At 67.0% G+C, this 14688-nt stretch carries 17 protein-coding genes and 1 pseudogene; 11 read left to right on the top strand and 7 right to left on the bottom strand.

The features are described 5' to 3' along the window. From sphsw_RS20230 to sphsw_RS03890, 4 genes are all read right to left on the bottom strand, one after another. Positions 1-254, bottom strand: a 254-nt coding sequence (locus tag sphsw_RS20230) for a hypothetical protein (RefSeq protein ID WP_235188277.1), incomplete at its 3' end; no start/stop codon positions are given. A 109-nt stretch (positions 255-363) separates the two neighbouring features. Continuing rightward, positions 364-1065 (bottom strand): response regulator transcription factor CtrA, encoded by a 702-nt coding sequence (ctrA, locus tag sphsw_RS03900; protein ID WP_031396653.1) that lies wholly within the window; start codon positions 1063-1065, stop codon positions 364-366. A 185-nt stretch (positions 1066-1250) separates the two neighbouring features. Then, entirely contained in the window at positions 1251-2744 is a 1494-nt protein-coding gene (gene zwf, locus sphsw_RS03895; protein ID WP_031439463.1) for a glucose-6-phosphate dehydrogenase, read from the bottom strand. A 124-nt stretch (positions 2745-2868) separates the two neighbouring features. Further along, on the bottom strand, positions 2869-3762 hold the full coding sequence (locus sphsw_RS03890) for a LysR family transcriptional regulator (protein WP_031396651.1): 894 nt from the start codon (positions 3760-3762) through the stop codon (positions 2869-2871). Between the two features lie 115 nt (positions 3763-3877). Here sphsw_RS03890 and sphsw_RS03885 point away from each other — a divergent pair, with 115 nt between their 5' ends. Then, a complete protein-coding gene (locus tag sphsw_RS03885) occupies positions 3878-4597 on the top strand; it encodes a pirin family protein (RefSeq protein WP_031439462.1) in 720 nt (239 codons plus the stop codon). A gap of 65 nt (positions 4598-4662) precedes the next feature. Beyond that, positions 4663-5262, top strand: a complete 600-nt coding sequence (gene wrbA, locus sphsw_RS03880; RefSeq protein WP_031439461.1) for an NAD(P)H:quinone oxidoreductase — start codon at positions 4663-4665, stop codon at positions 5260-5262. Positions 5263-5294: 32 nt separating this feature from the next. Here the strand turns inward: wrbA and sphsw_RS03875 are convergent, their stop codons facing one another. Beyond that, entirely contained in the window at positions 5295-6050 is a 756-nt protein-coding gene (locus tag sphsw_RS03875; protein WP_052380833.1) for a M15 family metallopeptidase, read from the bottom strand. 46 nt (positions 6051-6096) lie between these two features. Between sphsw_RS03875 and sphsw_RS03870 the strand changes: the two genes are divergently transcribed. From sphsw_RS03870 to sphsw_RS18245, 4 genes are all read left to right on the top strand, one after another. Then, the gene (locus sphsw_RS03870; protein WP_042466529.1) at positions 6097-6822 is read left to right on the top strand and encodes an RluA family pseudouridine synthase; all 726 of its coding nucleotides are present in this window, start codon (positions 6097-6099) and stop codon (positions 6820-6822) included. Next, complete coding sequence (arfB, locus tag sphsw_RS03865; protein ID WP_031394492.1) at positions 6815-7228, top strand: alternative ribosome rescue aminoacyl-tRNA hydrolase ArfB; 414 nt, start codon at positions 6815-6817, stop codon at positions 7226-7228. The genes sphsw_RS03870 and arfB overlap by 8 nt, the downstream gene beginning before the upstream one ends. A gap of 19 nt (positions 7229-7247) precedes the next feature. Continuing rightward, positions 7248-7730, top strand: coding sequence for a GAF domain-containing protein (locus tag sphsw_RS03860; protein WP_031439458.1), 483 nt, complete (start codon positions 7248-7250; stop codon positions 7728-7730). A gap of 136 nt (positions 7731-7866) precedes the next feature. Next, a complete protein-coding gene (locus tag sphsw_RS18245; RefSeq protein WP_157840512.1) occupies positions 7867-8718 on the top strand; it encodes an RcnB family protein in 852 nt (283 codons plus the stop codon). A 3-nt stretch (positions 8719-8721) separates the two neighbouring features. Here the strand turns inward: sphsw_RS18245 and sphsw_RS03850 are convergent, their stop codons facing one another. Both sphsw_RS03850 and sphsw_RS03845 read right to left on the bottom strand, forming a co-directional pair. Continuing rightward, the gene (locus sphsw_RS03850; protein ID WP_031439456.1) at positions 8722-10005 is read right to left on the bottom strand and encodes a M20/M25/M40 family metallo-hydrolase; all 1284 of its coding nucleotides are present in this window, start codon (positions 10003-10005) and stop codon (positions 8722-8724) included. A gap of 94 nt (positions 10006-10099) precedes the next feature. Then, positions 10100-10555, bottom strand: coding sequence for a universal stress protein (locus tag sphsw_RS03845; RefSeq protein ID WP_031394497.1), 456 nt, complete (start codon positions 10553-10555; stop codon positions 10100-10102). Positions 10556-10689: 134 nt separating this feature from the next. Between sphsw_RS03845 and sphsw_RS03840 the strand changes: the two genes are divergently transcribed. The 5 genes and pseudogenes from sphsw_RS03840 to sphsw_RS03820 form a co-directional block, all read left to right on the top strand. Next, a complete protein-coding gene (locus sphsw_RS03840) occupies positions 10690-12057 on the top strand; it encodes a pyruvate dehydrogenase complex dihydrolipoamide acetyltransferase (RefSeq protein WP_031439455.1) in 1368 nt (455 codons plus the stop codon). A 123-nt stretch (positions 12058-12180) separates the two neighbouring features. Then, the gene (locus tag sphsw_RS03835) at positions 12181-12393 is read left to right on the top strand and encodes a hypothetical protein (protein WP_031439454.1); all 213 of its coding nucleotides are present in this window, start codon (positions 12181-12183) and stop codon (positions 12391-12393) included. Between the two features lie 44 nt (positions 12394-12437). Further along, on the top strand, positions 12438-12779 hold the full coding sequence (locus sphsw_RS03830; RefSeq protein ID WP_042466532.1) for an acyl-CoA thioesterase: 342 nt from the start codon (positions 12438-12440) through the stop codon (positions 12777-12779). Between the two features lie 21 nt (positions 12780-12800). Beyond that, positions 12801-14195 (top strand): dihydrolipoyl dehydrogenase, encoded by a 1395-nt coding sequence (gene lpdA / locus sphsw_RS03825; protein WP_031439453.1) that lies wholly within the window; start codon positions 12801-12803, stop codon positions 14193-14195. Positions 14196-14444: 249 nt separating this feature from the next. Continuing rightward, positions 14445-14688, top strand: a pseudogene (locus tag sphsw_RS03820) (DUF2975 domain-containing protein); the annotation flags it as partial.

The raw sequence follows: 14688 nt of genomic DNA, 5'->3' as shown, positions 1-14688 counted from the left end.
CGGGGCGGTGCCGCTGCGAGAGTGGTCGGCAGGTCGGGGAAGGTCGCCAGGACGAGCCGCAACCGCGCCTCGCGCTCGCGTTGCATCGTCGGCGTGATCGACGGGGGCGAAATGTTCGTGCGCGGCGTCCAGCCGGGATTTCCGGGAAACGGCGCGCTGGTACCTATCAAGCCGCTAGGGCCAGGGACGCCAAGTTGCGCAGAAGCGGCCGCAGAACAGGCAATCAGTCCGACCGCGAGCAGGATAGTTTTCATGGAACACCTCCGATGAAGACTAAACTGACACCATCAGGCAAGGTTGCAAGCCTAAACCTGTGGAGTGAAGCGGCGCGACCTTGGACTTTGGGTCGCGCAGCCGAGCAGATCAGGCGACTTGCGCTTCGACCATCTCATCGGGTTCGCGCAGGACATAGCCGCGGCCCCAGACGGTCTCGATGTAGTTTTCGCCATCGCACGCCAGGCTGAGCTTCTTCCGCAGCTTGCAGATGAAGACGTCGATGATCTTGAGTTCAGGTTCGTCCATCCCGCCATAGAGGTGGTTGAGGAACATTTCCTTGGTCAGCGTGGTGCCCTTGCGCAGCGAGAGCAGCTCGAGCATCGCATATTCCTTGCCGGTCAGGTGAACGCGGCTGCCATCGACCTCGACCGTCTTGGCATCGAGGTTCACGGCGAGCTTGCCAGTGCGGATGACCGACTGCGAATGGCCCTTCGAGCGGCGCACAACGGCATGGATCCGCGCGACGAGTTCCTCGCGGTGGAACGGCTTGGTGACGTAATCGTCCGCGCCGAACCCGAAGCTGCGAACCTTGGAGTCCATTTCGTTGACGCCCGACAGGATCAACACCGGCGTCGCAACACGCGCAACACGAAGACGCTTCAGGACATCATAGCCGTGCATGTCGGGCAAGTTCAGATCGAGCAGGATGATGTCGTAATCATACAGCTTGCCAAGATCGAGGCCCTCTTCGCCCAGATCGGTGATGTACACGTTGAAGCCCTCGGTCGTGAGCATAAGCTCAATGGCCTTGGCGGTGGTAGGCTCATCCTCGATCAGCAGCACGCGCATGGGTTGTCCCCCGTTTAGCGAAAACGCCAGCCCCTGCTAAGCGATCCGCCGTTGATTCATTAACCAAAGAACATCTGAAAGCAAAAGGTTAATTCCGTCTTAAATGAGAGCGTTATACGAACTCTTGGTACGGAACCGACCAAAACTCCGTGATCAGAGCCCGGCAACCGAGTCGCGGCGCGGGCTCACGTCTTCGCCGGGTCGAGCGTGTGCCAAGCAAACCCGTCGCGCGCGAGCAGTTCGTCTGCCGCCGCCGGTCCTGTCGTACCCGCGGCGTAAGTGTCGGGTGCGCCTTCGCTTGCCCATGCGTCGAGAAACGGCTGGACCGCGGCCCATCCCGCCTCGATCGCGTCGGCGCGCTGGAACAGCGTCTGGTCGCCAGCGAACAGATCGTGGATCAGCGACTCATACCCGGTCATCGCGCCGATATCGAACGAGTCGGCGTAGCGGAAATCGAGCGCGATCGGCGCGGTGTCGACCTCGAGCCCGGGGCGCTTGATATTGATATTCATGCTGAGCCCCTCATCGGGCTGGATCTGGATGATCAGGCGGTTGGGCGGCAGCTTCTCGGCGGCGGTCGCGTGAAACTGTGCGAACGGCACGGGCTTGAAGGTGATCACGACCTCGGTATCGCGTATCTCCATTGCCTTGCCGGTGCGAAGGTAGAAGGGCACGCCCGCCCAGCGCCACGTGTCGACCATCAGCTTCAGCGCGACATAGGTCTCGGTGGTGCTGTCGGGGGCAATGTCGGGCGATGCCGTGAAGGCGGGGACGGCGCGCTCGCCGATCGTCCCCGCACCATAGGCGCCGCGGACGCCGTTGCGACGTGCCTTGGCGGGCGAATAAGCCCGAACGGCTTTCAGCACCTTGCCCTTTTCGTTGCGGATGGCCTCCGCGTCGAAACTCGCAGGGGGCTCCATCGCGACCATCGCCAGCAACTGGAACAGATGGTTAGGGACCATGTCGCGCAATGCGCCCGTCGCGTCGTAGAACGCACCGCGCGTGCCGACGTCGACAGTCTCGGCGGCGGTGATCTGGACATGCGCGATACAGTCGGCATTCCAGACCCGTTCGATCATCATGTTCGCAAAGCGCGCGGTCATGATGTTCTGGACGGTTTCCTTGCCGAGGAAATGGTCGATCCGGTAGATCTGTGTCTCGGCGACGTGCGACAGGATGCGCGCGTTCAGCGCCTGCGCGGAAGCGAGGTCGTGGCCGAACGGCTTCTCGATCGCGATCCGGCGAAACGCGGATTTGCTTTCATGCGTCAGCCCGTTGGCCGCGAGCCGATCGACGATGTCGCCGAAGAATCGCGCGGGCACGGCGAGATAGAAGGCGGCGTTGCCCGATAGCCGGTCTCTCAGCCGTGCATAGACGTCGTCCTGTGTGAAATCGCCTTGCATATACTGGACGCGCGCCTGCAACCGGTCCCAGGCGGCCTCCTGCTCGGGCGAGGCATGCGCCGTGGTAGCGCTGGCGCGAAAGGTGGCGAGCGCGGTGCGCAGCGTGTCGTCGTCGCCGGGTTCGATACCGATCCCGAGGACCGAAAAATCGTCACCGATCATGCCCAGCCGGGTCATGTTGGTCAGCGCGGGCATCAGCAATCGGCGGGTCAGGTCGCCCATCGCACCGAAGATGACGAGCGTGGTCGGCGGGGCGGGATGGATCGCGCCGGTCATGCGCGGCGGGCCCGGGGCGCGGTCTGGTAGGGGAGCATCGACATCCTTCCGTGGTGACTCACAGCAATAGCCTGGCGGCGAGCATTGTTCCGTAGGGGTTCCGTCGGGGTCCAGCCAGCGCGGTTCAGCCGGGGTCGCGAAGCCGTGCGCCGAGGAACGCGATGAGCGCCTCGACCCGGGCCGGGCGGAGCGGGCTGGGCGGGGTCAGCAGGTGGAGGCCGATCGGTGCGGGCGCCCAGTCGTCGAGCAGCGTTACCAGCGCACCGGACGCGAGCTGCGCCTCGATGATGAAATGGGGCAGCCGCGCGATGCCGAGACCGGCGACGAGCGCCGGGACGACCGCCTCGCCGCTATTGGCGGTGAGCTGACCCTGCAACCGCACCGAAACGTCGCTTTCGCCGGGGCGCTGAAACCGCCAGGGCCCGACGACGTTCGAATAGCCAATCAGGCGGTGTTCGCCGAGCTGCGCGGGATGCGTCGGCGTTCCGTGCGCCGCCAGATAGGCAGGCGCGGCGACGGTGTGCGCCTGGATGCTGCACAGCCGTCGCGCGCGCAGCGAACTGTCGGGCAGCTCGGCGATCCGCAACGCCACGTCGAACCCTTCCGCGACGATGTCGACTCGCGCGTCAGACAGATGCAGGTCGATCTCGATGCCGGGATGCGCGGCCAGAAACTCGGCCAGCAGCGGCGCGACATTGGTGATGCCGAAGCTCATCGGCGCCGCCAGCCGTACGCGCCCCGTCGGCGCGCTTGCGGCATCGTTCGCCGACTCTTCCGCAAGCCGCGCTTCGCCCAGGATCCGCGCGGCGTGCTCGGCAAGCGGCTTGCCCGCCTCGGTCAGCGCGAGCCGGCGCGAGGTGCGATGAAACAGCGACTGGCCGAGATGCGCCTCGAGCCGCGTGATCGCCTTCGATACGGTCGCCTTGCTCAGTCCGATCGCGTCGGCGGCGGCGCTGAACGAGCGATGTTCGACGACGCTGGCAAAGATCGCCCAGGCTTCGAGGTCGGGAAGGCGCATCATTCACTCTCCGCAGCGGTCACGTTTGCTAGCAATCGAAACGATCGGTTTCCAGCGTTTCTATTTACGGTGCGATGCGAGTGTCTATCTTGGTGGCAACAAGTGGAGACCTCTCATGACGACCACGACTCTCAACACCGTAGACCGCCGCCCCTTCGACAGCCTGGGCCATGCCGATCATGGCTGGCTGAATGCGCGGCATCATTTCTCGTTCGCGAGCTATTATGACCCCGCCCGGATGGGCTGGGGCGCGATCCGCGTCTGGAACGACGATCAGATCGCCGCCAACTCGGGCTTTCCGCCGCATCCGCATCAGGACATGGAGATCATCACCTATGTCCGCAGCGGTGCGATCACGCATCAGGACTCGCTCGGCAACAAGGGCCGCACCGAGGCTGGCGACGTCCAGGTGATGAGTGCCGGTTCGGGCGTGCGCCATGCCGAATATAATCTGGAGCCCGAGACGACGACGATCTTCCAGATCTGGATCGAGCCCAGCCGCAAGGGTGGTTCGCCGAGCTGGGGTGCAAAGCCGTTCCCCAAGGGCGAGCGCTCGGGGCAGTTCGTGACGCTGGCAAGCGGCTTTGCCGATGACGGCGACGCGCTGCCGATCCGGGCGAACGCCCGGGTGCTGGCCGCGACGCTGAAGGCGGGCGACAGCGTCGACTATGCTGTGGGCGAGGGGCGTCACGCCTATCTTGTCCCCGCGACCGGCGCGATCACGATCGACGACGAGACCATCAACACACGCGACGGTGCGGCACTTTCGGGCGGCCGGACGGTGCGGATCACGGCACTCGACGAGGCCGAGATCGTTCTGGTGGACTCCGAGTAATCTTACCGATGATCCTATGACCATTCCGGCCTGTGCCGGGATGGTCTGCCTTTGAGGAGACTGACATGACCAAGGTTCTGGTTCTCTATTATTCGTCCTACGGCCATATCGAGCAGATGGCGGATGCCGTCGCCGAAGGCGCGCGCGCGGGCGGCGCGGAAGTCGACATCCGCCGGGTCGCCGAGACCGCACCGCAGGCGGTCGTCGAGTCGGCGCATTTCAAGACCGACAGCGCGCATGCCGAGATCGAGGGCCCCGATGCACTGAAGGACTATGACGCGATCATCGTCGGTGCGCCGACCCGGTTCGGGCGGATGCCCGCGCAGATGGCGTCCTTCTGGGATACGACCGGCGGCCTGTGGTTCTCCGGCGCGCTGGTCGGCAAGGTCGGCGGTGCGTTCACCTCGACCGCGAGCCAGCATGGCGGGCAGGAGACGACGCTGTTCTCGATCCTGACCAACCTGCTCCATCACGGCATGACGATCGTCGGTCTGGACTATGGCTTCCAGGGGCAGATGGGCGTCGACGCGGTCAAGGGCGGCTCGCCCTACGGCGCGACGACGATCTCCGATGGCGATGGCAGCCGGATGCCGAGCAGCGTCGAACTCGACGGTGCACGCTACCAGGGCAAGCGGATCGCCGAGACGGCCGCGAAGCTGAAGTAAGAGCGAACGATCCCTCCGGGCGACCGGGGGGGTCAGCGCTTGCGGCGTTTGCCCTTTTCGGACGGAAGCGCCGGGACGGGCGCGGCCGGCACCGCGGGTGCGACGACGGGCGGGGGCGCGGGCGGCAGGATCGCCGGGTCGGCGGGATAGAGCCGCCGCGCCCTGGCGAACACGAACCGCGCCTTTGCCGCGCCGGGTGCAGCGGTGGTCGCGCCGACCCAGCGCCAGTGCCAGGGCTCCCATTTGACGTTCTGCTTGTTCCCGCCGGGGAAGGATTGTTCGAATCCGAACCGCGTCGCGTTCGCGCGCAGCCAGCGCGCGGCGGGTGTCGCCGCCATGCATGCCTCGGCATCGCGACAGCCATTGGCGGGCCGGATGGCGAAGTCGACGACATAGCCGGTCGAATGTTCGCTATAGCCCGGCGGCGCGACCGAGATTGCCCGCTCGGCCGCCGATGTCCCCGACTCGCGGCAGAACACGCTGCGCTGCTGCGCGATCGAACGCTGGCACGACAGGCCGCGTAATTCCCCCATCACCGCCGGGTCCGATTTGGCCGCAGCGAGCAGGCGGAGAAGGTCGGGCAGCATGTCGCGGCGGACCACGCAGGTCTGGCGGACGCCGAAGTCGGACGGAGCGGCGACCAGTTCGGACGGGGCGGCGTCGCCGTAAGGCAGATGCCCGAACGCGCGACCATCGGCGGCGATCGCCGCGCTCTGTCCGGCACAGAGTTGCGCATTGGCGGCGGCCGGGATCAGCAGCAATGAAAGAATTAGGGGGCTACGCAACATCGTGCGGGCTCTGGCATGCGGGCGCAGATGCTGGCAAGGGCGGCACATGCATGGTGAACGCGTACTTTTCCTCGACGGCGAGGCCCTGATCATCGACAAGCCCGCTGGGCTGCCGGTCGATCCTCCTCGTGACGGCTCGCTGAGCCTCGAGAATCATCTCGAAAGTCTCAAATTCGGATTCCAGCGCTGGCCGATGCCGGTGCACCGTCTCGATCGCGACACGAGCGGCTGCCTGTTGCTGTCGCGCAATCCCAAGGCGCATGCGCGGTTGCAGCAGGCGTTCGAGCAGGGCCTGGTCTCGAAGCGCTATCTCGCGGTGCTCGACGGCGTCCCCGCCGAAGAGACCGGGACGATCGACATGCCGCTCGGCAAGATCAGCAGCGCCGAAGAAGGCTGGCGGATGGTCGAGGACGCCAAGGGCAAGGCGGCGCGGACCGGCTGGCGGGTGCTCGCAACCCGCGACGGACGTTCGCTGGTCGAATTCATCCCCCAGACCGGGCGGACGCATCAGATCCGTGTCCATGCCGCGCTGGGCCTCGGCGCAGCGGTCGTCGGGGATCCGGTCTATGGCCAGAAGGATCGCCTGGGGATGATGCTCCACGCGCAGCGGCTGGTCGTGCCGCGGCCGGGCAAGGCCGATGTCGTCGGTATCGCGCCGCTGCCAGAACGGTTCGCGACCGCGGGCTTCGGCGAGGAACCGGGCGTCGAGGCGACGCCGTCCCCGCAGGACGCGTCCGCGCCGGATCCGCGTCCCGAACCCGATAATGGCTGACGTGATCGACGCCTCCCTGCTTGAGGGGGCGATCGAGGAGAAGTTCCTCGCGGCCTCGGGGCCGGGCGGGCAGAACGTCAACAAGGTGGCGACCGCGTGCCAGTTGCGCGTCGACATATTCGCGCTGGGCCTGCACCCCGAAACCTATCGCCGGCTGAAGCTGGTCGCGGGCAGCCGGATGACCGCGGCGGGGGTGCTTGTCATCACAGCGCGTCGGTTTCGCACGCAGGAGGCCAATCGCGCCGATGCGCGCGACCGCGTGCTCGAACTGATCGCGCAGGCGCAGCACCGCGACGCGCACCGGGTCAAGACCAAGCCGTCCAGGGCCGCCAAGGCACGGCGGGTGGATACGAAGAAGGTCCGCAGTTCGGTCAAGGCCGGGCGCGGGCGGGTTCGCGAAGACTAACTGCAGACAAGAGGCGACGATGTACCAGTTCGATATTTCCGGCGGTTCGAAGGCCGATCTGTACCGCGACCTGCTCGCGGCGCTCGACGCGCTGACCGTGGACGAGCGCGATCCGATCGCGAACATGGCGAATGCGGCCGCGCTGGTCTGGGAATATCTACCCGATCTCAACTGGGCGGGCTTCTATCGTGCGGTCGAGGGCGAGCTGGTCCTGGGGCCGTTCCAGGGCAAGGTCGCCTGTATCCGGATCGCGATGGGCAAGGGCGTGTGCGGCACTGCGGCGGCGGAGCGGACGACGCAGCTGGTCGAGGACGTCCATGCGTTTCCCGGGCATATCGCCTGCGACGCGGCGAGCCGGTCCGAGCTCGTCGTGCCGGTCGTCAGCGACGGCCGGTTGATCGGCGTGCTCGATCTCGACAGCCCCGAGCCGGCACGGTTCGATGCCGAGGATGCGGCCGGGTGCGAGGCGCTGGTCGCGTTGCTGGCGTCACGGATCGGCTGACCCCCGGACCTGACGCCTGCTCCGAATCGGGACCGGGTTGCGGCTGGCCGCGCTGGGGCGGCTTTGGTACGCACTGCGTCAGCATAGGACGCGGCCCTGGAGCGTGTCGTGCGTCAGGGGAGAAGATGTCATGCGCATGAAGGTGATCGTCGGTCTCGCACTGATCATGGCGGTGGCGGGCACGACGGCCGAGGCGCAGCGGCGTCCGGACGGGGCATCGCGGCCCGGTGCGACCTATTCCGTTCCTGCCCGCAGCGCGGTCAGCGTAAACCCGGAGCCCGCCGCGTCCAGCGACGCGCGCCGGGGCAGCAGCGTCGATGGTGGCTGGTCGGCCGGGGCGAACGCGCCGGGCGGCTGGAGCGGTTATCGTCGGCCGTACCGGGGTTGGGCGCTGCCGGCCTATTGGATCGCGCCCCGGTTCGGGATCGTCGACTGGCGCGACTATGGGTTGGCACCGCCGCCGCCGGGCTATCGCTGGACGCGCTATTTCGACGACGCGGTGCTGATCGATGCGCGGGGATCGATCTTCGATACGCGTACCGGGGTCGAATGGGACGGCGCGAATGGAGGCGATGCCGCCCCGCGCTATGACGTGCAAAGCTTCGACGGGCGGGCGGACGACCGGGTCTATGCCCGCCGCCAGCCGCGGCCGGTAACGCGGCGGACCTATGTGACGACCCGCGTCGAAGCGGCGCCGGACTTTGCGGGGGCCGCCTATCGCGACCAGCCATTGCCGCCCGTGCAGCAGCGTGGCGGGACATGGGTGTCGCCCGACGGGATGACCACCGTGACGACCACCGGCGGCGGCTATCCCGGCGGCACAGCCTATGCCGGCGACGGGACGACGACGGTCACCGTCCAGTCGGTGCCGGTCACGACGACCACGACGACGACCGAATATATCACCGAACCCGTGACCTACCGGCGGACGACCCCGCGTCGTGGACCGGGCCGGACGCGGGGCGGCACCCTGGGGTCGGCGCGCTAGCGCTCAGCGGCGGCGTTCGCGGCCCGCGAAGCTGACGACGCTCTCGCTGCCATCCGCGCCGAGTGCGGACACGCCGACGAAATGGTCGTCGACGGGGGTCTGGGCGAGCAGCGTCTCGGTGCCGGTGACGTCGCGCACGTCCTTCCAGTCCTGCGTGTCGTTGCGCCGCCAGCGGACGCGGTAGCCTGCCGCACCCGGAACCGCGGCCCATTTGACCTGGGTGTCGCGCGACAGGGCACCGGCGATCGATACGTCACCCGGTGCCGCGGGCGCGGCGGCGAGGCGGGCGAGCGTGGCGATGTTGATCGCGGTCACCTTGGCCAGATAGGGGAAGTCCATCCCGGCGATCGTGTCGCCATAGTCGACGCCGTTTTCGGTGCGCAGGTCCTGGTGCTGGCGATCCCAATTCTCCGCCGCGACCGAGAAGCGCACCGCGGGATAGCCGAGCTTCAGAAAGGGTTCGTGATCGCCGCCGCGGCCGAACCGGTCGGGGCGACGGTCGAGCATCACGTCGAGCCCGCCGGGAATCGTGCCCGCGACGCCGTCGATCGTCTTGGCGAGCGCGCGGCTGGGGCCATCGTCCTCGCCACCCTCGGCGCGACGACCGATCTGCGCGGCAAGGTCTTCGGATGCGCGAATGCCTTCGGAAAAGACGCGGACGCTCGACGCCATGCGGACGCCGCCCTGGCCGATCGTGTTGCCGACAATGTCGTTGTTGAGCATCGCGGTGACGGTCCAGCCGCGCGCCTTGGCGGTGTCGGCGAGCAGCTCGGCGCCCCACAGCCCCTGTTCCTCACCCGAAAAGACCGCATAGACGATGGTCGCGTCGAACTGCCGCTTTGACAGCGCGCGGGCGGCTTCGAGCACCAGCGCGACGCCCGACGCATTGTCGTTCGCGCCGGGCGCGTCGCTCGTCACGTTCATGACGTCGGTCACACGGCTGTCGATATGCGCGCCGACGATCACGACGCGATTCGGGTCGCGCCCCTTCTGGATGCCCAGCACGTCCTCGACATAGACGCCGGTCGGTGCGCGCGGACCCGACACGGTGCGGCCGATCCGCTCGACCGTGACGCAGCCGCCACAGGCGCGGCCGATCTCGGCGAAGCGCGCCGCAGCCCAGCTGCGTGCGGCGCCGATGCCGCGCTTCGGATCGGTGGTGGTCGATGCGGTGTGGCGCGTGCCGAACCCGACCATCGCGGTCACATCGGCCTTGAGGCGGGTGGCGGAGGGCGCGGGAAGCGCGGCGGCGGCTGCGGCGAGCAGCGGGAGGGCGAGGATCGGCATCGGCGTCACCGTGGCGGCTTCGGCCGGGGAGCTCAAGCGGGGAGTGTTGGATTCGCTTGGTTTAGCCCTTTGCCGCCGTCATCTCCCGCCGCCGTCAGCTGAGCCGGTCGATCGCCTCGCTGGTCAGCGACCCCGGGATGATCATGACCGGCACGGGCAGCGCACCCGCATCGGTGCCGGAAAAATGCGCGATCAGCGCACCCGGCGCACCGCTCGCCGCGGCGCCGAGCACCAGCGCGGCAATATTGGGGTTGGCAGCGATCATCTCGCGGATGATCTTGGGGCCTTCGCCCTCGCGCACGGTGATCGACGGGCGCAGATCCGATTCCTCAATCAGCGTGCCCGCCGCAGCCGCGACGAGGCCCTCGGCGTGGAGCCGCGCCTCCTCCTCGATCGTCGCCTGGACACCGCCGAACGCGATGAATTCCTGCGGCGGAATCAGCGTGAGGATCTCGACGCCGCCGCCGGTCTTCACCGCGCGTCGCGCCGCGAAGCGCAACGCGATACCGGCCTCGGGCGACTCGTCGATGACCACCAGATAGACACGCATCATATTCCCCTGTTTATCGGGCTTAGGTGCCGTGCAGATGCGGTTCGCGCAAGGGGAAGGCGGCTTCGCGGGGTTGACCCGGACGGGCGGGGGCGCGAGTAGGCATGCCGTTACGTAACGCCCTGGGGACCTCCATGTCGATCGAGATCAAAATGCCTGCCCTGTCGCCGACCATGGAGGAGGGCACCCTCGCCAAATGGCTGGTGAAGGAAGGCGATACGGTGAAGTCCGGCGACATCATGGCCGAGATCGAGACCGACAAAGCGACGATGGAATTCGAAGCGGTCGACGAAGGCGTGATCGCCAAGATCCTGGTGGCCGAGGCGACCGACAATGTGAAGGTCGGCACCGTCATCGCGATCCTGGCCGAGGAAGGCGAGGATGCGTCCTCGGTGTCCGCGCCGACCAAGAGCGAGACGCCCGTCCCCGCGGCCAAGGAATCGGAGGCCAAGCCTGATCCCAAGGATCCCAACGACACCGGCAGCGAGGCCAAGCCCGTCGCCCGGACCGAGACGTCGGCCGAGGATCATGGTCGTCCCGCCGATGCGGGCGCCGCATCCGAGTCCAAGCCCGATTCGAAGCCCGCCAGCGGTGATCGTGTGAAGGCGAGCCCGCTCGCCCGCCGCCTCGCCGCCGACAAGGGGATCGACCTTGGTTCGGTGTCGGGTTCGGGGCCGAAGGGTCGCATCGTCAAGGCTGATGTCGACAGCGCGAAGCCCGGGGCCGCACCTGCCGCCGCGACCGAAGCCGCCGCACCGGCCGCCTCCGCTGCCGCGCCAGCACCCGCAGCCAAGCCCGCGGTCGTGCCGGATATCCCGCACGAGTCGACCAAGCTCAGCAACGTGCGCAAGACGATCGCGCGCCGCCTGACCGAATCGAAGCAGACCGTTCCGCACATCTACCTGACCGTGGACGTGCGTCTCGACGCGCTGCTCAAGCTGCGCGGCGAGCTGAACAAGAGCCTCGAAGCGCGCGGCGTGAAGCTGTCGGTCAACGATCTGCTGATCAAGGCGCAGGCCGTCGCGCTGATGCAGGTCCCGACCTGCAACGTGATGTTCACGCCCGACCAGCTGATCAGCTTCCAGCGCGCCGACATCTCGGTTGCGGTCAGCACGCCGTCGGGTCTGATCACGCCGATCATCGTCGGTGCGGACACCGCCTCGCTGTCGTCGATCTCGACGCAGATGAAGGACCTCGCCGCCCGCGCACGCGACGGCAAGCTGAAGCCCGAGGAATATCAGGGCGGCACCGCCTCGATCAGCAACATGGGCATGTTCGGCATCACGCAGTTCGACGCGGTCATCAACCCGCCCCAGGCGATGATCCTCGCGATCGGTGCAGGCGAGAAGCGTCCGTACGTGATCGGCGACGAGCTCACCGTGGCGACCGTGATGTCGGCGACCGGTAGCTTCGACCACCGCGCGATCGACGGCGCGGACGGTGCGCAGTTCATGAAGGCGTTCAAGCATCTGGTCGAGAACCCGCTGGGCATGCTGGCGTAATTCGAAAGACATGGACTCCGCCTCCCCCACGCCGTTCGTGCTGAGCGAAGTCGAAGCACCCCCTGCGCGTGCCCTTCGACTTCGCTCAGGGCGAACGGATGTGGTGGGCGGTGCTGTTTCGTCATGACCAGGACGCTCATCGAGATCCTGCATATCCTCGTCGGGCTCGGCGTCGCGGTCGCGATCACCTGGGCGGCGGCCTGGTCCTATCCGCTCGGGCAGGACGTGATCTGGTGGTGCGGGGCGGCGGCGATGGTCGTGACCGTGATCATGGGAATCGGGCCGCTGCGGCAGGCCCGCATCCTCGACCGACAGAGCAGCAGGAGCCACGCGTGACCGACCTGCCCCCCGACAAGGCGCCGACGATCCGCGTCACCGCGATGCCTGCGGATGCCAACCCTTACGGCGACATCTTCGGCGGATGGCTGATGGGGCAGATGGATCTGGCCGCCGGTTCGGTCGCCTCGCGCCGCAGCGGCGGGCGTGCGGTGACCATTGCGGCGGACGCCATGAAATTCCACATGCCCGTCGTCGTCGGCGACGAGGTGTCGGTCTATGCCGAGCTGATCGCGGTCGGCCGCACGTCGATGACGATCGAGGTCGAGGCATGGCGCCGCGCGCGGCACAGCAACGATAGCTGCAAGGTGACACAGGCGCGCTTCATCTTCGTCGCGGTCGGCGACGACCGCAAACCGCGGCCCGTGCCGCCCGCTTCCAACTGATTCACTTGAAGGACTCTCCACGTGGCTGACACCTATGATCTGGTCATCCTTGGTTCGGGCCCCGGCGGCTATGTCGCGGCAATCCGCGCGAGCCAGCTCGGCCTCAAGGTCGCGATCGTCGAGCGCGAGCGCCTGGGCGGCATCTGCCTCAACTGGGGCTGCATCCCGACCAAGGCGCTGCTGCGCACGTCGGAAATCTATCACTATATGCAGAATGCCGAGAGCTATGGCCTGAAGGCGGACAATGTCGGCTTCGACCTCGCCAAGGTCGTCGACCGCAGCCGCAAGGTCGCGGGCCAGCTGAATGCGGGCGTGAAGGGCCTGATGAAGAAGAACAAGGTGACCGTCGTCGAAGGCGTCGGCACCGTGACCGCAAAGGGTAAGCTGAGCGTCAAGCAGGGCGACAAGACCGTCGAGCTCGCAGCCAAGAACATCATCGTCGCCACCGGCGCCCGTGCGCGCGACCTGCCGTTCGCGAAGGCCGACGGGAAGACGATCTGGACCTATCGCCACGCGATGGTGCCAACCGAGATGCCAACCAAGCTGCTGGTCATCGGATCGGGCGCGATTGGTGTCGAGTTCGCCAGCTTCTACAACGACATGGGCGCCGACGTGACGATCGTCGAGATGCTCCCGCGGATCCTGCCGGTCGAGGACGAGGAGGTCTCCGCGTTCATGAACAAGGCGCTGACCAAGCAGGGGATAAAGCTCCTGACCGGCACCGGCCTCGAAGGCCTCGCGCCATCGGGCGGCGGCGTCACCGCGAAGATCAAACACAAGGACGGCAAGGTCGTCGAGGAGACGTTCAGCCACGCGATCGTCGCGATCGGCATCGTCCCCAACACCGAGAATATCGGGCTGGAAGCGCTCGGCGTCGAGACCGACCGCGGGCACATCAAGACCGACGGCTATGGCCGCACCAATGTCGACGGCATCTGGGCGATCGGCGACGTCACCGGCGCGCCGTGGCTCGCGCACAAGGCTAGCCATGAGGGCATTATCGCGGTCGAGAAGATCGCCGGCGGTTCGCCGCACCAGATGGACAAGGCCAACATCCCCGGCTGCACCTATTCGCGCCCGCAGGTCGCGAGCGTCGGCATGACCGAGGCGAAGGCCAAGGAAGCCGGCTATGAGTTAAAGGTCGGCAAATTCCCGTTCATCGGCAACGGCAAGGCGATCGCGCTCGGCGAGGCCGAGGGTTTCGTGAAAACGGTGTTCGACGCGAAGACCGGCGAGCTGCTCGGCGCGCACATGGTCGGCGCGGAAGTCACCGAGCTGATCCAGGGCTATGTCGTCGCACGCCAGCTCGAGACGACCGAGGCCGAGCTGATGGAAACCGTGTTCGCGCACCCGACGCTCAGCGAGATGATGCACGAGAGCGTGCTCGGCGCCTACGGCCGCTCGATCCACTACTGAGCCCGACCGCGTGACGTCACCCGCGCTTCGGCGCGGCCGGTGGCGGCACCGTTTACGATGCGGCGCGCGATCAGACCGATCGTGCGCCGTTTTGCCGTCGCCACGAGGGGATAAGCGTCCCGACCAAAATGGACCAATGAATCGACTTGCCGTTTATCGATAGGCCCCATATCGTTTTGCAATATGCAGGCGGGGGCGGCGATGAGGAGGGATCGGGTTCTTTGGGGGGCGACGGGGCTGCTTCGGCTGATGCTCGTCCTTAATATCGTCTGCGCCGCGGTGTTCGCGCTGGCGTTGCTGCTGTCCTGGCCGATGCAGGGCATGCTGAGCGCGCGGCTGACGCATAAATACGGCGGGATGCTCGATCTGGACCAAGCGGTGCTGGCGATCCGCATGATGCTGTTCGTCGGCATTGCCGGCGGCGTCGCGCTGCATCCGATCTTCTCGAATCTGCTCCGCATCGTCGCGACGGTCGAGGCGGGGGATCCGTTCG

It is taken from the genome of Sphingomonas sp. FUKUSWIS1 (genome assembly GCF_000733135.1).
Taxonomy (GTDB): Bacteria; Pseudomonadota; Alphaproteobacteria; order Sphingomonadales; family Sphingomonadaceae; genus Sphingomonas; species Sphingomonas aerolata.
The sequence above is the reverse complement of the archived record's forward strand: the minus strand, read 5'-3'. Positions and strand labels throughout refer to the sequence as shown.